The organism is Rothia sp. HMSC072B03, assembly GCF_001809565.1.
In the GTDB taxonomy this organism is placed as follows: Bacteria; Actinomycetota; Actinomycetes; order Actinomycetales; family Micrococcaceae; genus Rothia; species Rothia mucilaginosa_A.
The window spans coordinates 362,478-383,047 of sequence record NZ_KV797969.1; the positions used below are offsets into that span (position 1 = coordinate 362,478).

Sequence of the window (20,570 nt, forward strand, 5' to 3'; positions counted from 1 at the left end):
TCTTTCATCCGCCCAAACACGATAGACTGGAAGATGTGTTTACTGCGCCCTAAAACTCTTTGAGGGGAGGGGCGCCCCATAGATTTACAGGAGGACATGTGCTGAGCGCAGTGGGGCGAGTCTTTAAGACTGCCGATTTGCGGCGTAAGCTGCTGTTTACCCTGGCAATGATTGTGCTGTACCGTTTTGGTACCTTTATCCCCGCACCGGGTGTTTCCTATGGAAACGTGCAACAGTGTCTTGAATCCAACACTACCAGTGGCGGAGTCTACGATATTGTGAACCTCTTCAGCGGTGGCGCCCTGCTGCAGCTGTCAATCTTTGCCCTCGGCGTGATGCCGTACATTACTGCATCCATTATCATTCAGCTGCTGCGCGTGGTCATCCCGCGATTCCAGGAGCTGCATGAAGAGGGTGCCCAGGGTCAGGCAAAGCTAACGCAGTACACCCGTTACCTCACCATCGCTCTCGCACTGCTGAACGCTACCACCATCGTCTCGATGGCGCGCTCCGGCGTTCTGCTGGGTAACTGCCCCGGCATCATCCCCCAGGACGACGTGATGCACATTCTGCTCATCATCGTCACCCTGTGCGCCGGTACCACCGTCATCATGTGGATGGGCGAGCAGATTACCGAGCACGGCGTGGGCAACGGTATGTCCTTGCTGATTTTCACCTCTATCGCCTCCTCCTTCCCGAATGCTTTGGGCTCCATCCAGAGGACCCACGGTTGGGGTATTTTCGCAGCGGTCTGCGGTATCGGCCTCGTCGTGATGCTTGCCGTGGTGTACGTGGAGCAATCGGTTCGCCGTATCCCCGTGCAGTACGCCAAGCGTATGATTGGTCGTCGCACCATCGGCGGAACCAGCACCTACATTCCGCTGAAGGTCAATATGGCCGGTGTGATTCCGCTGATTTTTGCCTCCTCCCTGTTGACCCTGCCCGGTCTGCTGGCTCAGTTCAACACCCCTACCGACGGCTCAACCCCGCCGGACTGGGTGAACTGGATTAACGCATACCTGGTGCGTGGCGATCACCCGCTGTACATCGTTCTCTACTTCTTCATGATTATCGGCTTCGCCTACTTCTACGTGGCGGTTACCTTTGATCCGGTTGAGGTCGCGGACAACATGAAGAAGTACGGCGGTTTCATCCCCGGTATTCGTGCGGGCAAGCCGACCGAGCGTTACCTCAGCTACGTGCTTAACCGCATTACCCTGCCCGGTGCGCTGTACCTGGGCGTCATCTCCATGATTCCCCTCGTTGCGCTGATTCTGTTCAACGCAAACCAGAACTTCCCGTTCGGCGGCGCGTCGCTGCTGATCGTGGTGGGTGTTGGTCTTGATACTCTCAAGCAGATTAACGCCCAGCTCCAACAACGAAACTACGAAGGATTGCTCCGATGAACCGTCTGCTCATCGTTGGCCCTCCCGGTGCCGGTAAGGGCACCCAGGCCGTCAAGATTGCTGAAGCGCTGAAGATTCCCGCCATCTCCACTGGTGATATCTTCCGCAAGAACATTAAGGAAGAGACCGAGCTCGGTAAGGAAGCGAAGTCGTACATCGACTCCGGCAACCTGGTTCCCGACTCTGTCACCAACAACATGGTGCGTGCCCGCCTCGATGAGGGCGACGTCTCCAACGGATTCCTGCTGGATGGCTACCCCCGCAACACCGCACAGGTGCACGAGCTCGACTCCATCCTGGAAGCCAAGGGCGAGAAGATCGACCGCGTTCTGCTGCTGGTGGCCGACAACGACGAGCTGGTCGAGCGTCTGCTCAACCGCGCCGCTGAGCAGGGTCGCACCGATGACAACGAAGAGGTCATCCGTCACCGCCTGAAGGTCTATGAGGAAGAGACCGCACCGCTGATCGCGATTTACCGTGAGCGCGGTATCGTCAAGGAAGTGAACGGCCTGGGCGAAATCGCCGAGGTGACCGAGCGCATCCTCGACGCACTGAAGTAACCCTCTGCTGTACCCCCGCGACTGTGGTGCCTGATGCATCACAAAGACTTGCGGGGGTACAGTGCTGTCTGTAGAGTTCTAAGCTTGGGCGTGTAGCCCCCCAACCCAGAAGGAGCCGTATCGTGGCACGAGTCGAAATCAAAACCAACGCACAGCTTCAGCAGATGGCTCGTGCCGGAGTCATCACCAGCCGCGCCCTCGATGCGGCTGTCGCTGCCGCGCGCCCCGGCGTGACTACGGCCGAGGTGAACGCGGCCTTCGAGCGCACCATGCTGGAACTGGGAGGAACCTCCAACTTCTACGGGTACTACGACTACCCGGCTACCGTATGCACCTCCGTCAACCACGAGGTGGTGCACGGAATCCCCGGCGACTATGTTCTGAAGGACGGCGACATCCTTTCGATTGACGGTGGCGCATATGTGATTGACCCCGCCACCAACCGTCAGTGGCACGGCGATTCTGCACGCACCGTACTGATCGGCAACGCGAGCGAAGCCCGCGCCGAGCTGTCCGCCGTTACCCGCGAAGCCATGTGGCACGGTATCGCCGCACTGGCCACGGCAAAGAAGGTCGGTGAAATCGGCCTGGCTATCGAAGCATACGTTACCGAAGAATACGGCGATAAGTACGGCATTATTGAAGACTACGTGGGCCACGGTATCGGTTCGCAGATGCACATGGCTCCGGATGTGCTGAACTACGCCGTGCGCGACTTGGGCCCCCGAATTAAGCCCGGTATGGCTTTCGCTATTGAGCCGATGCTTGTCACCGGGTCCATTGAAACCAAGGTCCTTTCTGATGATTGGACTGTTGTGACCGTTGACGGATCCGATGCCTGCCAGTGGGAACACTCGGTTGCCGTGCACAGCGAAGGTATCTGGGTTCTGACTGCAGAAGACGGTGGCGCAAGCGAGCTGACCCGTTTCGGCATCACCCCCGTGCCCATCCCCGCCTAATACAGTCGCCAGTGGGAAGTAGCCCACGCGACGCATCCCAAGCATCAACCACACAGGAAGAAGCTCCATGAGCGAAACTCTTACCGGGTGCGAGAAAACCGAGCCTACCTCGACGAAGGTACCGGTCGAAATCTCCACCACCCGCCCCAAGCCCGGGCAGATTACCCTCAAGGCCCCGCGCCGCACGAAACCGCCGAAGCATATTGCGGATTTCGACATGGCCGGCCGCCGTGAATTTCTGAAGGAACTGGGTTACCAGCCCTTCCGTGCGTCCCAGCTATCGAAGCACTACTTTGAGCGTTTGGTGACCGACCCCGCCGAGATGACGGATCTGCCCGCCAAGGAACGCGAGCAGATGGTCGCGCAGGCCATGCCCCGACTGCTGACTCCGGTACGCACGCTGGAAGCAGACGGTGGGGATACCATCAAGGTCGTGCACCGCCTCTTTGACGGTGCGCTCATTGAGTCCGTCATTATGCGCTATGACAACCGCGTGACCATGTGCATCTCCTCGCAGGCCGGATGCGGCATGAACTGCCCCTTCTGCGCCACCGGCCAGCAGGGCCTGACCCGTAACCTCTCTACTGCAGAAATTGTGGAGCAGGTGGTGGCCGGCGCCCGATATCTGAAGCAGATGAAGGGCCTGGAAGAAGCAGAAGGCGGTTCTGAGGATACTCGTCCGCTGCGTGTTTCCAACATTGTCTTCATGGGTATGGGTGAGGCGCTCGCTAACTACAAGTCGACGATGGGGGCCATTCACCGCCTGATTGATCCGGCTCCGGAGGGCCTGGGTATCTCGGCGCGCGGTCTGACCATGTCGACCGTGGGCCTGGTTCCGGGTATCCGCAAGTTCGAGATGGAGAAGCTGCCCATCACTCTGGCGCTGTCTCTGCACGCGCCGGATGATGAGCTGCGTGACGAGCTGATCCCGATTAACCAGCGCTGGAAGGTCGACGAGACTCTGGACGCCGCCTACGACTACTACCGCACGACCGGTCGTCGCATCTCGATTGAGTACGCGCTGATTCGCGATATTAACGATCAGGGCTGGCGCGCTGATCTGCTGGGCAAGAAGCTGGCGCAGCGCGGCCGCGGTTGGGTACACGTGAACCCGATTCCGTTGAACCCGACCCCGGGTTCGAAGTGGACGGCTTCTCGCAAGGGCGTGGAGCAGAACTTCGTGGAGCGCCTGCGTGCCCACGGTATTCCGACGACGATTCGCGATACTCGCGGTTCCGATATTGACGGTGCATGCGGCCAGCTTGCTGCTAAGGAAGAGGAAGAGTAGCAGATGTGTGGACGGGGCGGTGCCCCTCCTCCTTGAAAAATGTTAAGGCGTTTTTCGGGGACTTGCTCGGGAATGAGCCGGGTGAGGGGGGCGCCTTTCTGTCTTCCGCGGAGTCGTGATATGCGGGATGCTTTACCTCTTGGCATTGCGGGTTAAGTGCCAGATGTCATAGATATCACGGTTGTTTTTAAAGATGATTTGCCGTAGAGTTATGAGTTGGTTGTTTATGCCGGTGTTAAGTGCGCCTTAAAACGCCTGCACCTCACCTCGGTGAGCTCATAAACAGAAGATACATTTGTCCGACGCAACTGCGCCGGGCACCGACGTTAGCGGAGGATATGGCTAAGAAAGACGGCGTCATCGAGATCGAAGGCTCTGTGGTTGAAGCTCTGCCCAACGCGATGTTCCGTGTTGAGCTGGATAACGGCCACAAGGTTCTCGCGCACATCTCGGGCAAGATGCGTCAGCACTATATTCGAATCCTGCCTGAGGACCGAGTGGTAGTGGAACTGAGCCCCTACGACCTTTCCCGAGGTCGTATCGTCTACCGTTACAAGTAAACCCGAGATAAACGTCGCCCACCGGCGGCGTTTAAATCGTGTTCAAAGGGATAAATAGTTCCCCAACGTAAGTGAGGGAACCTCTTATCTCGCCAGTAATCAAGTTGCAATCAAAAGGAATGCGATGAAGGTCAAGCCGAGCGTTAAGCCGATCTGCGATAAGTGCAAGGTGATCCGCCGTCACGGTGTGGTCATGGTGATCTGCGAAAACCCGCGCCACAAGCAGCGCCAGGGCTAATCCCTAGCAGCTGACTTCATAACCGCCTACGGGCGGAATTGTCATAGGCACCGCTCCGAAGTAGCGTCCAATGTGGCGACTTCGGATACCTCCGGACTCAGAGGCCGGGGACCGGGACAGAACAACCCGGGCAGTGATGCTAAAGACCTCTGGAAAACAACAAGGAGAAGCCAGTATGGCACGTCTCGCTGGAGTTGATATTCCCCGCGAAAAGCGCGTGGAAGTTGCTCTCACTTACATCTACGGCGTGGGCAAGACCCGTGCACACGAAACCCTCGCTGCTACCGGCGTCAACCCTGACACCCGCGTCAAGGACCTGACCGACCAGGAGCTCGTGGCACTTCGTGACTTCATCGAAGGCAACTACAAGGTTGAAGGTGATCTTCGCCGCGAGGTTGCAGCTGACATTCGCCGCAAGGTCGAAATCGGCTCCTACCAGGGCCTGCGCCACCGCCGCGGCCTGCCGGTTCACGGTCAGCGCACCAAGACCAACGCACGTACCCGTAAGGGCCCGAAGCGTACCGTCGCAGGTAAGAAGAAGTAAGACACGTTGCTCTGTTGGGTATCTCTACCCGACCAACGTATTAGTAAACCTTTGTAGGAGAATCAAAAATGCCTCCCAAGACTCGCGCTGCGGCAGCTCGTAAGACCAACCGCCGCAAGGTTAGCAAGAACATCGTTGCTGGTCAGGCTCACATCAAGTCGACCTTCAACAACACCATCGTCTCCATCACCGATCCCACCGGTGCAGTGATTTCCTGGTCCTCCGCTGGCGACATGGGCTTCAAGGGCTCCCGTAAGTCCACCCCCTACGCCGCTCAGCTGGCTGCCGAGGCCGCTGCAAACCGCGCCAAGGAGCACGGCGTCCGCAAGGTCGACGTCTTCGTCAAGGGCCCCGGTTCCGGTCGCGAAACCGCAATCCGTTCCCTGCAGGCTGCAGGCCTCGAGGTCGGTTCGATTCAGGACGTTACCCCCGTTGCACACAACGGCTGCCGTCCTCCGAAGCGTCGCCGCGTCTAATTAGGTTTCGTCCTAATCCCTCGACGGGTACACTCCACGGAGCGTACCCGGAGAGCACAGACACCCGTCTGCTTCCTAAGATATGTTTTCCCCAACCTGTGGGCTCATATAGCGGAGCTCACCGAAAGGAAACAAAGTGCTCATTGCACAGCGCCCCACTCTGACTGAAGAGGTCGTAGCGCCCAACCGCTCGCGCTTCACCATCGAGCCTCTGGAGCCCGGTTTCGGCTACACCATGGGTAACTCCCTCCGCCGTACTTTGCTGTCCTCCATTCCTGGCGCCGCTGTTACCAGCGTCCGCATCGATGGTGTACTGCACGAGTTCAGCACTGTTCCCGGCGTGACCGAGGACGTCACCGAGATCATCTTGAACATCAAGAAGCTCTCCATCTCTTCTGAGAACGACGAGCCCGTCGTAGCCTACCTGCGCAAGCAGGGCGAAGGTGAACTGACCGCAGGCGACATTGAGGTTCCCGCCGGCGTGGAGATCCACAACCCGGACCTGCACCTGGCAACCCTGAACGCCTCGGCAAACTTCAACGCTGAGCTGGTTATTGAGCGTGGTCGTGGCTACGTGACCGCTGCACAGAACAAGGTCGGCGACGGTGAGATTGGCCGTATTCCGGTTGACTCCATCTACTCTCCGGTTCTGAAGGTCACCTTCAGCGTGAACGCAACCCGTGTTGAGCAGCGCACCGACTTCGACAGCCTGACCCTGGACGTCGAGACCAAGGAAGCCATCGCACCGCGTGACGCTGTTGCCTCTGCCGGCAGCACCCTGGTCGAGCTCTTCGGCCTGGCCCGCGAGCTGAACATTGCTGCTGAGGGTATCGAAGTTGGCCCGTCGCCCGCCGACGAGTCCATGGCCGCCGATCTGGCCCTGCCGATCGAGGACCTGAACATGTCCGTCCGCTCCTACAACTGCCTCAAGCGCGAGGGTATCCACACCGTGGGTGAGCTCGTGACCCGCAGCGAAGCTGACCTGATGGACATCCGTAACTTCGGTGCTAAGTCCATTGACGAGGTTAAGGCAAAGCTCACCGAGCTCGGCCTGGCCCTGAAGGATTCCCCTCCCGGCTTTGAGCCCGCCGCACGCCCGCTTGATGACGAAGACGGTTCCGGCGAATAATTTCGGCCGAATAGTTCACCCGGTTCTCCCGGGATCAGTCAAACTTGATTCCCTAAGAGGCTCCGCTGCTGGGGCGTTAGGGAACGCAACTATGGAGAAATAACTATGCCTACTCCCACTAAGGGTCCCCGCCTCGGCGGTTCCCCGACCCACGAGCGCCACATGCTCAACAACCTGTCGGCGCAGCTGTTCCAGCACAAGCGCATCACCACCACCCTGACCAAGGCAAAGCGCCTGCGTCCGGTGGCTGAGCGCTTCATCACCTTCGGTAAGAAGGGCGACCTGGCTGCTCGCCGTCGCGTGCTGCGTTCGATTGCCGACAAGTCCGTCGTGCACGAGCTCTTCACCGTCATTGCTCCCGCAATGGCAGAGCGCCCCGGTGGTTACACCCGCATCATCAAGATCGGTAACCGCAAGGGTGACAACGCTCCCATGGCTGTCATCGAGCTCGTGATGGAGCCCGTAGCATCCAAGGGCGCCGTTGCCGAGGCAACCAAGGTTGCTGAGAAGGCAGCAGAGGCTCCCAAGGCTGAGGCCCCCAAGGCTGAGGCTGCTGAGGGTCAGCCCGCCGGTTCCCACGCACCCCTGGAGTCCGGCGAGGCTCCCGAGGGCTTCGAGGTTAAGGGTAACGCCGACTCCATGAAGTACCACGTGCCCGGTTCCCGCTGGTACTCCAGCACCAAGGCTGAGATCTGGTTCGACTCCGCTGAGTCTGCAGAGGCTGCAGGTTACGCCCCCGCCGGTGGCGCAGCAGCTCAGAAGGTGTCCGAGTAATTCGGATTCCTCTGACGTAGGCCTAGCCTAAATATTGCCGATCCGCCGTCCGCTTCTGCGGGCGGCGGATCGGCGTATCTACATCTGACCGAAGCATCATGGAGCTACTTCCACGAACGTACCGACCGTCGAAAGGCATTTATGCTCAACGTATCAGAGGGCGTACCCGAAAATAGTTCCGTCGAAAGGCCCCTGGTGGCTGCACATCGCGTGCGCATTGATTGTGCCTACGACGGTTCGCTCTTCAGCGGCTGGGCGGCTCAGCCACACCTGGTTACTGTACAGGGTGTGCTCGAGAGCGCGCTGGAGCTTATTCTGCGTAGCCCGCATCGTGTGGTGGTTGCAGGTCGTACTGACGCCGGAGTGCATGCCGAGGCGCAGACCGTACACTGCGACTTGACCGAGGCTGATTGGGATCGTCTGAAGGGACGTACCGGGGATGACGACCCGGCCCCCGCGCTGGCACGCCGCCTGCAGGGTGCTCTGCGGCGTTGCCTCTACGACGCGGAGGAACGCCTCGGCCTTCCAAAAAACCTGGCCGGTATTCTGCAGGGGGCGATTCAGGTGCACTCGGTAAGCGAGGTGCCTTTCGAATTTGATGCGCGATTCTCGGCTACCGGTCGCCGCTACGTATATCGCATTGCAGATGGCGCGGCGGACGGTCTTAATCCTCTGCACCGTACCTACACCTGGGCTGTTGCAGAGCCGCTGGATTGTAGGCAGCTCAACGAGGCCACAACCCAGCTACTGGGCCTGCGAGATTTCCTTTCTTTCTGCAAACCGCGCGAGGGCGCGACCACGATTCGTGAGCTACGGGAGCTGAGCTTTAGCCGCAACGATAGCGGGATCATCGAGGTGCGGGTAGTTGCCGACGCTTTTTGCCACCACATGGTGCGTTCCCTCGTCGGCGCCCTGGTACTGTACGGTACGGGTAGGCGCGATGCGGCTTGGCTGCGTGAGCGGATTGAGAATCCCGGGCGCGAGGCATCGCTGACTCTGGCACCTCCGCATGCCTTGGCTCTGGCGGAGATTTACTACCCGCATCCCGAGCTTTACGGAACGCAGGCTGAGAGGGCTCGCTCTCGTCGTGAGGAAAGCGAGCTGACCTAGCAATAACGTTCAACGCAGGGGAGGGAAAGAGAGGGAGAGGGACCTTCACCTGGCCGCCGGGCCCTAAGCTCCACCATTCGAATTACACAGATGGAATTTAAAACGTGTTTTAAGCCAAAAACCCCGATTTTTAAGGTGAAGGCGGTGGATTAAGGCCGTCCCGTCCTGTATAGTCTTGATATGTTGTGCGTGTTCTACCCGAGCGCGCTCTAACCGCTGTCTAGTTGCAGGACGTTAAGGCGGTCTAGAGTACGGGCAGAACGGGCGGCAGCTCGGTCCTCACCCGGGTGTTCGTCATGCACGTAAGTAAAAGGCGCGATACCCAACTAAGCGCCGTATGTACATTTCGAGACAAAGGCCAATATTTTGCGCACTTATACTCCTAAGCCCGGCGAAGTCGAGCGCCAGTGGCACGTCATTGACGCCACCGACGTTGTTCTCGGCCGCCTCGCAAGCCAGACCGCTATCCTGCTGCGCGGTAAGCACAAGCCGACTTTTGCTCCCCACGTTGACACCGGTGACTTCGTTATCATCGTGAACGCTGAGAAGGTCGCCCTGACCGGTGCAAAGCTCGAGCAGAAGCGTGCATACCGCCACTCGGGTTACCCCGGCGGTCTGAAGTCCGTGAACTACGCAGAGCTGCTTGAGACCAACCCCGTTCGCGCGGTTGAGAAGGCTGTCAAGGGCATGCTGCCCAAGAACAAGCTTGCTGCACAGCAGCTCAAGAAGCTGAAGGTCTACGCTGGCCCCGAGCACCCGCACGCGGCACAGCAGCCCAAGACCTACGAATTCAACCAGGTCGCCCAGTAATTCGGGCCTACGAGAAACAATAGGAGAAATCGTGGCTCAGAACGAAGAGCTGATCGTAGTCGAGGAAGAGCTGACCAGCTACACCTCGGAGTCCGCTGCTCCCGCAGCGGCTAAGGCAGCACGCCCGGCCCTGACTGTTGCAGGCGCAGCAGTTGGTCGCCGCAAGGAAGCAGTGGCACGCGTTCGCGTTGTGCCCGGTTCCGGCAACTGGACCATCAACGGCCGTAGCCTGGACGACTACTTCCCCAACAAGCTGCACCAGCAGGACGTCAACCAGCCCTTCAAGCTCCTCGAGCTTGAGGGCGCATACGACGTCATCGCACGCATCAACGGTGGTGGCCCCTCCGGCCAGGCAGGTGCTCTGCGCCTGGGTATCGCTCGTGCACTGAACGAGATCGACCGCGAGAACAACCGCCCCGCACTGAAGAAGGCTGGCTACCTGACCCGTGACGCACGCGTCATTGAGCGTAAGAAGGCTGGTCTTAAGAAGGCACGCAAGGCTTCGCAGTTCTCCAAGCGTTAATCGCTGGTTTTCACGAAGCGTTACGCCCCGTCTCTCCCTAGAGAGCGGGGCGTTTTGCGTACCCGGATTGAACTCTGAGAACTGGGGGAGGAATTGGGGTCTCGTCTGCTCCGCCGAGAGCTCTCGGACGATTTCCTCTCTAGGGTATAGGGTGCCCCTAACTGTTACGTTTGGTACATTTTGTGCCTGCCGGTAGAGTTAAAGAGTCAAAGCAGACAGGAAGAAAAGAGCACTCATGGCAGAGCAGAATCCCTCCACCCAGCCCGCAGAGAAGGCAGTGGAGGCTCCTCAGACTGAAGTCCACCAGCACGCTGCTGGAGGCGCACACGCACACACCGGTTCTGAGAAGAAACAAGCCATTAAGGAAGCCCTGAAGCCCCAGGCACGCCGTACCTCCGTTGTCGAAGACTACTCGGCAGAGCTGGACGAAATGGCTTCCCTCACCCGCGCCCTCGGCAAGGACAAGAAGGACGACGAAACCTCGCAAGCATGGAAGAAGGGCTACCCCTACGACACCAAGCTCAGCCGTAAGGCATACGAGAAGGAAAAGCGCGCCCTGCAGATTGAGCTGCTGAAGCTGCAGCTCTGGGCTAAGTCCACCGGTCAGAAGATCCTTATCATCTTCGAAGGTCGTGACGCAGCAGGTAAGGGTGGCTCCATCAAGCGCTTCACCGAGCACCTGAACCCCCGTGGCGCTCGCGTTGTGGCACTGGAGAAGCCGACCGACATCGAGCAGACCCAGTGGTACTTCCAGCGTTACATTAAGCACCTGCCCTCCGGCGGCGAAATCGTCCTGATGGACCGCTCCTGGTACAACCGCGCCGGCGTTGAGCGCGTTATGGGTTACTGCACCCAGGCACAGTACTTCGAGTTTATGCGCGAAGTTCCGGACCTGGAGCGCATGCTGGTGAACTCCGGTATCCACATCATCAAGTTCTGGTTCTCCGTCACCCGCGAAGAGCAGCTCGCACGCTTCACCTCCCGCCGTACCGACCCGGTACGCCAGTGGAAGCTTTCCCCCACCGACCTGGCATCCCTGGACAAGTGGGACGACTACACCGCGGCAAAGGAAGCAATGTTCTTCTACACCCACACCGGTGACGCCCCCTGGACCGTTATCAAGTCGAACGACAAGAAGCGCGCACGTCTGGAAGCAATGCGTTACGTGCTCTCGCAGTTCGATTACCCCTCCAAGGACGAGGCAGTCGTGGGCGAGCTTGACTCGCTGATCGTTCGCTCCGCATCCGACGTTTTTGAGGATGAGTCTGGCGACTCGCCCGACGGCTTCCCCGTCGTCAAGTAAGCGTTGATAGATAGGGAAGAGCAGCAACTCAACCCTGCGGCGATATAACCGACAAACAGCTTGTACTGTGAAGGTGCCTGCCTCTCTTTTAACTGAGAGCAGGCACCTTTGCGTGTCTATAGAAACATTAGCTATGAAGCATATATGTAGCCGCTGAAAATCACTTTCTGATTCTGAAGAAAATGCGGTGTATGGGCGCGGAGAAACTTACGCGCATCGTAAAATAAAAGGGTGACTGAACGACTTTTTGGAACCGACGGCGTACGCGGTCTGGCAAACGATGTAATTACCCCCGCCCTCGCTATGGAGCTCGCTCAGGCGGCCTCTATTGTGCTGGGTTTTGACACGGTAGAAGAGGGCGTACGTCCCCGTGCCGTGATTGCAAATGACTCCCGATCCTCTGCAGACTTTATCGTCTCTGCGATGAAGGCTGGTTTCGCTAGCGCAGGCGTTGACGTGCTGGATGCCGGTATCGTCCCCACCCCCGCAGCAGCCTACCTGGTGGCGCACACCGGTGCCGACTTCGGCGTGATGATTTCTGCATCGCACAATCCCGCAGCGGACAACGGCATTAAGTTCCTGGCCCGTGGCGGTCAGAAGCTGGAGGACTCCGTTGAGGACGCTATCGAGCGCGTCTACCGCGAGAAGGCCTTCCGCTACCCGACTGGTGGCGCTGTGGGCACCGTCAAGCCCCTGGAAAACGGTACCGAGGCCTACGTGAAGCACCTGGTCTCTACCCTCTCTGAGGACAAGCCCCTGGCCGGTCAGAAGATTGTTCTGGACTGCGCAAACGGTGCGGCCTACGCGGCATCTCCGGCTGCTTTTGAAGCACTGGGCGCCGAGGTCATTGCCCTGGCTGTTGATCCCGACGGTACCAACATCAACGACGGCGTGGGCTCCACCCACCCCGAGAAGCTGCAGGCAGCCGTGGTTGAGCACGGCGCGAACCTCGGTATTGCGCACGACGGCGACTCCGACCGCTGCCAGGCGGTGGACGAGAAGGGCAACCTGGTGGATGGCGACCAGATTATGGCAATCCTTGCCGTTGCCGCCAAGCGCGAAGGCAAGCTCGCCAAGGACACCCTCGTCGCAACCGTGATGAGCAGCCTGGGCCTGGAACTGTACCTGCGCGAGCACGGCATTAACCTTGAGCGCACCGCCGTGGGTGACCGCTACGTCCTCGAGTCTATGCGCGAGCACGGCTACAACCTTGGCGGCGAGCAGTCCGGCCACGTCATCATGAGCGACTACGCAACCACCGGTGACGGCGTTCTGACCGGCATCCAGCTGGCTGCAGAGGTGGCTCGTAGCGGTCAGACCCTCTCGGAGCTGGCATCGCGTATGCAACCCACCCCGCAGCGTCTAATCAACGTCAAGGGCGTTGACCGTGCGGCGGTCAAGACCAACGAGGCGCTCGCTACCGCTGTGAGCGAGGCTGAAGGCGTACTGGGCGAGAGCGGCCGCGTGCTGCTGCGTGCATCCGGCACCGAGCCTCTGGTCCGCGTGATGGTTGAAGCTGCAACCCAGGAGCAGGCTGATGAGGTTGCTCAGCAGCTGGCTGGCGTTGTGGCTAAGGAACTGGCACTCTAAACGTATCCTTCCGGTGCGAAGACCGCAATGGAGGATAGAGAAGGGCTGGGAAGGTGTTACCTTCCCAGCCCTTCTTCGTTATCTTGGGCGGGGGAGGGGGGGACGAGGATACGGAAAACCCCCGTATCCACAGGGGATACGGGGGTCTAAAAAATTAGTGGTAGAGAGCAGAGAAATTACTTCTTTGCCAGAGCGTCGCGGATCTCCTTCAGGAGGTCAAGCTCGGTCTCTTCCTTTTCAACAGCCTCGTCTTCAGCCTTCTTCTTAGCCAGCGCGAGTTCAGTCAGCTTCTGAGTGGGCACAACAACTGCGAAGTAGACAGCAACTGCAATCAGGATGAAGTTGACAATAGCGGTTAGGAACACGCCAACCTTGATCTGGCCGAAGACCAGGAAGTTGTCGAAGTTGGGGGAGCCAACCAGCATGGAGATAGCCGGCATCAGGACGGCCTGGACAAGCGAGGTCACCACAGCGGTGAAGGCGGTACCCATAATCAGACCAACTGCGAGGTCGATGACGTTACCGCGGATTACAAAATCTTTAAAACCCTTAAGCATGAGATATAGAATAGCGGCTAATCGATGCTCAAAATAACAATTTGTGGGAAAACTTTCGCCGTAAAGTATGTGTTTTTCTTCACATTGCAAGGTTGAGGGGCTCAACCTTAAGGTTTGAGTCACACTAAATGGGGATAAAGGGCCCTCGGGGGGCTGCAAATAAGCCGTTTGGGAGTTTAAATATGTATCAAAAATACCGAATTAAAACCGGTTGATTTCTCCCTTTGAGCGGGAAAGTAGAAACTCAGTAGGTACCAAAAATGGAAGCATCTATGAGGCATAATCGGGGGCCGCGCCGGTTCCCAAGAACTCCTCCAAGGTGCCGGCGCCGGATACCGTGTATCGCGAGGCAAGGTCCTTCCCCAGGTAGCGGTAATGCCAGGGCTCAAAGAGGTAGCCCGTAATGGCCTGCTGACCCTTGGGGAAACGCAGGATAAACCCATAGTTCGGGGCGTTCTTAGCCAGCCAGCGTCCGGCCCGGGTGTCTTCGTAGCACTCCTCCAGGCGACATCCCTCGGGGGAAGAAAAATCGATGGCAAGGCCCGTCTGGTGCTCCGAATAACCGGGACGGGCCGAAAGCTGATCCGCCAACCGCTGGCCGTTGACCGAAACCCAGTGCTGATAGGTTTGTTGCTGCACCGCGTAGGAGCGGTACGCGCTCGAGACCGTGAGGGTGACGCCCTCGGCCTTGGCCGCATCCATCATGGTGTGCGCGGCCCGCGCGGCCTCTGCCCGCAATTGTTGACCCTCGAAATCCACGAGGTCGTTCGGCTCCCAATCTATCTGGGCGAAGGGGCGCATCTTATTCACCAGGCAACGCAAAGATTCGGGCGATGACTCCACGCTCGGATGAGCAGTCGCCGGAGAAGCAGAGGCAGCCTGCGATTCTGACGGAGAGCCGCTCGGCGTCACGCTCGGCGAATCCGACGGCGTAGCGCTCGCGGTCGGGGTAGCGGAGCCTGCGGCAGATGAAGAGGAGGCAAGGGGGGAAACGCTCGGCGACGAGGCAGGGGAGGAACCCGTAGAAGATGCAGAAGAGCCCTCGGAGCCCTGGGTGCCACAGGCGGCCAGCAGAATCGAACCGACAGAGCCCAACGCCACGCTCAGAGCGGCGCGGCGGGTCATGATGCTGTGAAAAGGCGAAGAGTGGTGATGATGCGGGTGCGGTCCCACGGTAGCTCCTGAAGATAACTATTCGTACGTATTGTGTTAGGCGGGGTGGACTAATTCTTGCGCAAAAGAACCTGATCCACCGTATGCTCCGGACCTTTCTGAAGAATAAGGTGGGCGCGAGCACGGGTGGGCAATATATTTTGTACGAGGTTTGGCTCATTCACGCTTTTCCAAATACCCGTTGCTACCTCAACGGCCTGCTCATCATTAAGCTCGGCATATCGCTTGAAATAAGACTCGGGATTCGTAAAAGCGGAAGAACGCAAGGCCAGAAAACGGTCGACGTACCAACGCTCAATATCCTCGGTGCGCGCATCCACGTAAATGGAAAAATCAAAGAAATCGCTGAGGGTCAGATCGGAGGTTTCCGGGCCCTCCGCGTGCGAAGGAGCCAGGACATTCAGACCCTCGAGGATAAGGACATCCGGGGCGGTTACCTCAATGCGCTCGTCGGGGATGATGTCGTAGTACAGATGCGAATACTTCGGTGCCGTGACACGCTCAGCGCCCGCCTTGACCCTAGAAACGAACTCCAGCAGGGCTCGACGATCGTAGGACTCCGGGAATCCCTTGCGGTGCATGATGCCGCGTCGCTGCAACTCCGCCTTGGGGTATAGAAATCCGTCCGTCGTCACCAGCTGGACGTTTGGAGTGGAGGGCCAGCGGCTCAAAAGCGCTTGTAGGATGCGTGCCGTGGTTGATTTTCCCACGGCGACCGAGCCCGCCACGCCGATAATAAACGGTACCCTGCGCTGGGACAGATGCAGAAAATCATTCGTCATGTGGTTTAGGGAAGACGCCGCGGTGACGTAGAGGTTCAGAAGACGTGAAATAGGCAGATAGATACGCCGAACCTCCTCGAGGTCAACTGTTTCGCCCAGGCCGCGCAGGGACTCAATCTCCTCTGCGCTGAGGGGAACGGAAATCTCATCGGCCAGGTGCGACCAGCGAGAGCGGTCGAGACGCATAAAGCGGTCATCGCCGGAAAAATACGGTGCGGAGCTCATTTATACAAGTGTACGAACTTTACGTCCACGGGGAAAATACAATCGGATAAAACCCGGCAAAAGAGAAGCGTAAAGAAATAAGGGAGGACGCAGCAAAAGAGAATAAAAGATGCGTTAGAAAAATGGCTCCCAGCGTGACGAATAACAGATTTTCACCCTGCGCGGATAACCTGGACCATGAGATAAACTTATAGCATGTGTGGAATCGTAGGATATGTAGGTCTGGACACTGCTCCGGACGGTAACAAGTTTGACCACAACGCATACGATGTGGTCCTCGAAGGTCTGCGCCGCCAGGAATACCGCGGCTATGACTCTGCTGGCGTGGCACTGGTGTGCCCCGACGGTATCGAATTCCGTAAGAAGGCAGGCAAGCTCCTGAACCTCGAGAACGAGGTTAAGGAACACCCCCTGCCGGAATCCCAGATTGGTATCGGTCACACCCGTTGGGCAACCCACGGTGGACCCACCGACGTCAACGCTCACCCCCACGTTGTTGACAACGGCCGCCTCGCCGTCGTCCACAACGGTATTATCGAAAACTTTGCAGAACTGCGTGCTGAGCTGCTCGCCGAGGGCGTGGAGTTCACTTCTCAGACTGACACTGAGGTAGCCGCCGCAACTATCGCAAGCATCTACAACAAGCTCGGTACCGGTGACCTCACCGAGGCCGTGCGTATCGCCTCCAACCGCCTCGAGGGTGCCTTCACCATCCTGGCTATCCACGCCGACCACCCGGACCGTGTTGTGGCAACCCGCCGCAACTCTCCGCTGGTGATTGGCCTGGGCCGCAACGAGAACTTCCTCGGTTCGGACGTCTCCGCGTTCATCGACTACACCAAGGAAGCCGTGGAGATGGGTCAGGACCAGATCGTGACCATCACCGCAACCGACTACTCGATTATCGACTTCGAGGGCAATCCCGCAGAGGGTAAGCCCTTCCACATCGAGTGGGACGCAGCCGCAGCCGAAAAGGGCGGCTACAACTCCTTCATGGAGAAGGAAATCCACGAGCAGCCGACCGCCGTTGAGCAGACCCTCATGGGCCGCCTCGACGAGAATGGTAATCTGACCCTCGACGAGCTGAACATCGACGACTCGGTGCTGCGCTCGATTGACAAGATCATCGTGGTTGCTTGCGGTACCGCCGCATACGCGGGCCAGGTGGCACGCTACGCCATCGAACACTGGTGCCGTATCCCCACCGAGGTTGAGCTCGCCCACGAGTTCCGCTACCGCGACCCGATCGTGAACGAGAAGACCCTGATTGTGGCCCTCTCGCAGTCTGGCGAAACCATGGACACCCTGATGGCCGTGCGCCACGCACGCGAACAGGGCGCAAAGGTTATCTCCATCTGCAACACCCACGGTTCGACCCTGCCCCGCGAATCCGACGCCGCGCTGTACACCCACGCCGGCCCCGAAATCGCAGTGGCCTCGACCAAGGCGTTCCTGGCACAGATTACCGCAGCATACCTGCTCGGCCTGTACCTGGCACAGCTGCGCGGCAACAAGTACAAGGACGAGATTGCTTCGATCCTCTCTGAGCTGCAGCAGATGCCCGAGAAGATTCAGAAGGTCATCGACAACGACGCACCGGTTAAGGAACTGGGCGTCGAGATGAAGGATGCCTCCTCCGTCATCTTCCTCGGCCGCCACGTGGGCTTCCCCGTTGCTATGGAGGGCGCACTCAAGCTCAAGGAGATCACCTACATCCACGCTGAAGGCTTCGCCGCTGGCGAGCTCAAGCACGGCCCGATCGCTCTGATTGACGAGGGTCAGCCCGTGATTATTGTGGTTCCCTCCGCAAGCGGACGCGACTCCCTGCACGGCAAGGTCGTCTCCAACATCCAGGAGGTACGCGCTCGCGGCGCCTTCACCATCGTCATTGCTGAGGAAGGCGACGAGGCAGTCAAGCCCTACGCAGACCGCCTCATCACCGTCCCGGCATGCCCCTCGCTGCTGCAGCCGCTGCTGGCAACCGTGCCCCTGCAGATCTTCGCATGCGCACTGGCTGAAGCCAAGGGCCTGGACGTTGACCAGCCGCGTAACCTCGCAAAGTCAGTGACCGTGGAGTAATCACACGGCTCGAACGCTGTAACGCTTGGGCGGTGGTTGAGTTCCCTAGGGAACTCAACCACCGCCCTTTGCATTTATCCGAATGACGAGTACAAGACAACGCGCAGAGTAACCGAACAGGAACGTCAGGAGATTTGAAACGCGTCATATTTGACGCTTAGCCGCACAGAAGCGTGGAAGCTCGCTAGACTTAAAACAAGAGAAGCCGCAACGACCGCGGCCGTAGTACCCGCCAAGGGAAGGTGTACCTCATGATCATGGGAATCGGCGTAGATACCGTCAATATTGAGCGTTTCGAACGGATCATCACCGAAACGCCGGCCTTCGTACGCCGCATTTTCACCCCCAACGAGCGAAGCCGTAACGTGCGTTCCCAAGCTGTGCGATTCGCCGCCAAGGAAGCCGTCGCCAAGGTTCTCGGAGCGCCCGCCGGGCTCAACTGGCAGGACTGCGAGGTCGCCACCGCCGAAAGCGGGCAGCCCTACCTCATCATTCGCGGTACTATCGCCGACCGCGCTCGAAAGCTCGGGATTAACCGCATCCACCTTTCACTCACCCACGATGAGCCCATGGCTATTGCCATCGCTACCGCAGAGTATCTGAGCGACGCCGAGCTGGAGCACCTGCGGAAGTTCAACCCCGAAAGCTACCGGCTCAGCGTCATCACCGAAACCTCCGCTGACGAGGGGTAGAAGAGGATTCTTCGCGCCATCGTTTAGCCGCAGGTCCCACCCGCCGCGCCCCGCGGCACCCCGGTCCATCCGCCGCCACTAAGGAGACAGCAATGAAGCTTATCTACACCGCATCCCAGATTCGCGAAGCGGAAAAGCCCTACATCGAGGCACCCGACTACGACGGCTACCTTATGCAGCGTGCCGCCGACGCGGTCGCTACCGAAGCCATTGGCCTGCTCGATGGCCGACAGGGAGCCTCCGTACTCCTGCTCGTTGGCCCGGGCAACAACGGATCTGACACCGTTTATGCCGGCGCTCGGCTGAGCGCTAACGGGCACCGTGTGGACGCCGTGGTCTTCGAACCCAGCGAAAAGAACCTAGAGCTTATCGCCCGTGAGGGCGGCGAAGGCACGCGGGTGCTCGACCCCGCCAAAGCCCTGGAACAGGTGAAGGAATACGACCTCATCATTGACGGCATCCTCGGAACTGGCTCGAGCGGCGCCGTGCGAGGAGAAGCGGGGGAGTTCCTGCGTACCCTGTGCGCAACCCAGAAGAAGGGCCGCCTCGGCCGAGTGCTTGCCGTTGACACCCCCTCTGGTATCGACAACAACCGAGGGACCGTTCACGAACCCGTTCTGCGCGCTGACCGCACCGTCACCTTCATCGGCCGTAAGCTACCGCTCGGAACCGTTCACAGCGAGCACGCCGGCGACGTTAAGCTCTACACCCTAGGTGTGCCGGAAGCCCTCAACCGCTTCAAGCCCGCCATGCGCGTCATGGAACGACAAGACTTCCGCGATACCCTCGAGGTCCCCAACGCCCACTCTCATAAGTACACCCGCGGGGTGCTCGGTATGCTCACCGGAAGCCTCGAGTACCCGGGGGCGGCCCTGATGAGCGTGCGCGCCGCGCTCAATTGCGGCGTGGGTATGGTACGTTTTGGCACGAACTCCCACGAGCTACGCCAGCTCATGATTGCCCACAACCCCGAGGCCGTCTACTTCTCCGGAACCCCCGCAGTGCAGCGGGTGACCGTATGGGCCGGTGGCTCCGGATCCGGCCACGACTCGCTGGATAAGAACCGCTACCTACTGCACGCACCGGAGCCAGCCATCCTGGATGCCGGTGCCTGCGATCTGGCCGCTGAATACCTGGCCACCGGTAAGCGCCTCGGACCCCACAAGATTCTGACCCCGCACGCCGGCGAGCTTGAACGCTTCCTGCGCATCGTGCACGAGGTTGCTCCCAGCGATTGGGAAGCTCATCTGGGGGATGCCATCGTGCCCAGCCGCCGCGATATCGACGCTGAACCCTTCCGCTGGGCGCGTGCCGCCTCCGAGCTCTCCGGCGCAACCGTCATGCTCAAGGGCGGATACACGATTATCGCGGCCCCCAACGGCGCCACCTACAGCGTGGCCGGCGGAACCCCCTGGCTGGCCACCGCCGGTAGCGGAGATACCCTAACCGGTATCTACGGCGCTCTGCTGGCCCAAACCATTGCAGTGCTCAACGCCGGCGACGAGCCCATCGAGGTGTGCACCTACTCCGCAGTGGGCGCCCTCGCCGTCTACCTGCACGGTCAGGCCGCCCGAGCCAGCGTCACCGGAAATACCGCAGACCCCCTGGATGGGCCCGCACCCGCCACTCGAGTGGCTCAGATGTTGCCGGAGGTAATCGCACGACTCCTCGCGGATTAGGGAAAGAATCTCCCGCGCGGCCCACTGCCTAAACGATTGAGGCTTTCAATCGCAGCATGAATACGGCGGCAGATAAACGTAGAAGGGGCGTGAACCCAACGGGTTCACGCCCA

At 59.3% G+C, this 20,570-nt stretch carries 21 protein-coding genes; 18 read left to right on the top strand and 3 right to left on the bottom strand.

What is annotated here, in order from left to right; translation table 11 throughout:
* The first annotated feature begins 98 nt into the window (after nucleotides 1–98).
* The 15 genes from secY to glmM all read left to right on the top strand — a co-directional run bounded on the left by secY (nucleotide 99) and on the right by glmM (nucleotide 13,270).
* The gene (secY, locus tag HMPREF2630_RS04925) at nucleotides 99–1,406 is read left to right on the top strand and encodes a preprotein translocase subunit SecY (RefSeq protein ID WP_070483653.1); all 1,308 of its coding nucleotides are present in this window, start codon (nucleotides 99–101) and stop codon (nucleotides 1,404–1,406) included.
* Nucleotides 1,403–1,966, top strand: coding sequence for an adenylate kinase (locus HMPREF2630_RS04930; RefSeq protein WP_049331931.1), 564 nt, complete (start codon nucleotides 1,403–1,405; stop codon nucleotides 1,964–1,966). The genes secY and HMPREF2630_RS04930 overlap by 4 nt, the downstream gene beginning before the upstream one ends.
* A gap of 122 nt (nucleotides 1,967–2,088) precedes the next feature.
* Nucleotides 2,089–2,925: a type I methionyl aminopeptidase gene (gene map, locus HMPREF2630_RS04935; protein ID WP_083298886.1), complete on the top strand. Its 837-nt coding sequence runs from the start codon at nucleotides 2,089–2,091 to the stop codon at nucleotides 2,923–2,925.
* 67 nt (nucleotides 2,926–2,992) lie between these two features.
* On the top strand, nucleotides 2,993–4,213 hold the full coding sequence (gene rlmN / locus HMPREF2630_RS04940; RefSeq protein WP_049343387.1) for a dual-specificity RNA methyltransferase RlmN: 1,221 nt from the start codon (nucleotides 2,993–2,995) through the stop codon (nucleotides 4,211–4,213).
* A gap of 338 nt (nucleotides 4,214–4,551) precedes the next feature.
* A complete protein-coding gene (infA, locus tag HMPREF2630_RS04945) occupies nucleotides 4,552–4,773 on the top strand; it encodes a translation initiation factor IF-1 (RefSeq protein ID WP_005505018.1) in 222 nt (73 codons plus the stop codon).
* Between the two features lie 124 nt (nucleotides 4,774–4,897).
* Nucleotides 4,898–5,011 (top strand): 50S ribosomal protein L36, encoded by a 114-nt coding sequence (rpmJ, locus tag HMPREF2630_RS04950; RefSeq protein ID WP_004005257.1) that lies wholly within the window; start codon nucleotides 4,898–4,900, stop codon nucleotides 5,009–5,011.
* A gap of 175 nt (nucleotides 5,012–5,186) precedes the next feature.
* Complete coding sequence (gene rpsM, locus HMPREF2630_RS04955) at nucleotides 5,187–5,555, top strand: 30S ribosomal protein S13 (RefSeq protein ID WP_005505026.1); 369 nt, start codon at nucleotides 5,187–5,189, stop codon at nucleotides 5,553–5,555.
* Nucleotides 5,556–5,623: 68 nt separating this feature from the next.
* Nucleotides 5,624–6,031, top strand: a complete 408-nt coding sequence (gene rpsK / locus HMPREF2630_RS04960) for a 30S ribosomal protein S11 (RefSeq protein ID WP_005505028.1) — start codon at nucleotides 5,624–5,626, stop codon at nucleotides 6,029–6,031.
* Nucleotides 6,032–6,167: 136 nt separating this feature from the next.
* The gene (locus HMPREF2630_RS04965; RefSeq protein WP_049343386.1) at nucleotides 6,168–7,160 is read left to right on the top strand and encodes a DNA-directed RNA polymerase subunit alpha; all 993 of its coding nucleotides are present in this window, start codon (nucleotides 6,168–6,170) and stop codon (nucleotides 7,158–7,160) included.
* 105 nt (nucleotides 7,161–7,265) lie between these two features.
* Nucleotides 7,266–7,934, top strand: a complete 669-nt coding sequence (gene rplQ / locus HMPREF2630_RS04970; RefSeq protein ID WP_049331938.1) for a 50S ribosomal protein L17, sunset domain variant — start codon at nucleotides 7,266–7,268, stop codon at nucleotides 7,932–7,934.
* A 141-nt stretch (nucleotides 7,935–8,075) separates the two neighbouring features.
* Entirely contained in the window at nucleotides 8,076–9,044 is a 969-nt protein-coding gene (gene truA / locus HMPREF2630_RS04975; RefSeq protein WP_070483655.1) for a tRNA pseudouridine(38-40) synthase TruA, read from the top strand.
* 366 nt (nucleotides 9,045–9,410) lie between these two features.
* Nucleotides 9,411–9,854 carry a 50S ribosomal protein L13 gene (gene rplM, locus HMPREF2630_RS04980; RefSeq protein ID WP_005505035.1) on the top strand — a complete coding sequence of 148 codons (444 nt, stop codon included), beginning with the start codon at nucleotides 9,411–9,413 and terminating at the stop codon, nucleotides 9,852–9,854.
* Between the two features lie 31 nt (nucleotides 9,855–9,885).
* Complete coding sequence (gene rpsI / locus HMPREF2630_RS04985; RefSeq protein WP_049331941.1) at nucleotides 9,886–10,377, top strand: 30S ribosomal protein S9; 492 nt, start codon at nucleotides 9,886–9,888, stop codon at nucleotides 10,375–10,377.
* Between the two features lie 235 nt (nucleotides 10,378–10,612).
* Nucleotides 10,613–11,680 carry a polyphosphate kinase 2 gene (gene ppk2, locus HMPREF2630_RS04990; protein WP_070483657.1) on the top strand — a complete coding sequence of 356 codons (1,068 nt, stop codon included), beginning with the start codon at nucleotides 10,613–10,615 and terminating at the stop codon, nucleotides 11,678–11,680.
* A 231-nt stretch (nucleotides 11,681–11,911) separates the two neighbouring features.
* A complete protein-coding gene (glmM, locus tag HMPREF2630_RS04995; protein ID WP_070483659.1) occupies nucleotides 11,912–13,270 on the top strand; it encodes a phosphoglucosamine mutase in 1,359 nt (452 codons plus the stop codon).
* Between the two features lie 176 nt (nucleotides 13,271–13,446).
* On the opposite strand, the gene mscL is transcribed toward glmM, so the two are convergent.
* The 3 genes from mscL to coaA form a co-directional block, all read right to left on the bottom strand.
* Entirely contained in the window at nucleotides 13,447–13,827 is a 381-nt protein-coding gene (mscL, locus tag HMPREF2630_RS05000) for a large conductance mechanosensitive channel protein MscL (protein ID WP_012903069.1), read from the bottom strand.
* A gap of 270 nt (nucleotides 13,828–14,097) precedes the next feature.
* Nucleotides 14,098–15,000, bottom strand: coding sequence for a M15 family metallopeptidase (locus HMPREF2630_RS05005; RefSeq protein WP_070483661.1), 903 nt, complete (start codon nucleotides 14,998–15,000; stop codon nucleotides 14,098–14,100).
* A 50-nt stretch (nucleotides 15,001–15,050) separates the two neighbouring features.
* A complete protein-coding gene (gene coaA / locus HMPREF2630_RS05010; RefSeq protein ID WP_049331950.1) occupies nucleotides 15,051–16,007 on the bottom strand; it encodes a type I pantothenate kinase in 957 nt (318 codons plus the stop codon).
* Nucleotides 16,008–16,202: 195 nt separating this feature from the next.
* Between coaA and glmS the strand changes: the two genes are divergently transcribed.
* The 3 genes from glmS to HMPREF2630_RS05025 all read left to right on the top strand — a co-directional run bounded on the left by glmS (nucleotide 16,203) and on the right by HMPREF2630_RS05025 (nucleotide 20,457).
* Complete coding sequence (gene glmS / locus HMPREF2630_RS05015) at nucleotides 16,203–18,086, top strand: glutamine--fructose-6-phosphate transaminase (isomerizing) (RefSeq protein WP_049331952.1); 1,884 nt, start codon at nucleotides 16,203–16,205, stop codon at nucleotides 18,084–18,086.
* Between the two features lie 251 nt (nucleotides 18,087–18,337).
* Nucleotides 18,338–18,778: a holo-ACP synthase gene (locus HMPREF2630_RS05020; protein ID WP_049331954.1), complete on the top strand. Its 441-nt coding sequence runs from the start codon at nucleotides 18,338–18,340 to the stop codon at nucleotides 18,776–18,778.
* 92 nt (nucleotides 18,779–18,870) lie between these two features.
* On the top strand, nucleotides 18,871–20,457 hold the full coding sequence (locus tag HMPREF2630_RS05025; protein WP_070483663.1) for a bifunctional ADP-dependent NAD(P)H-hydrate dehydratase/NAD(P)H-hydrate epimerase: 1,587 nt from the start codon (nucleotides 18,871–18,873) through the stop codon (nucleotides 20,455–20,457).
* The last annotated feature ends 113 nt before the right edge of the window (nucleotides 20,458–20,570 follow it).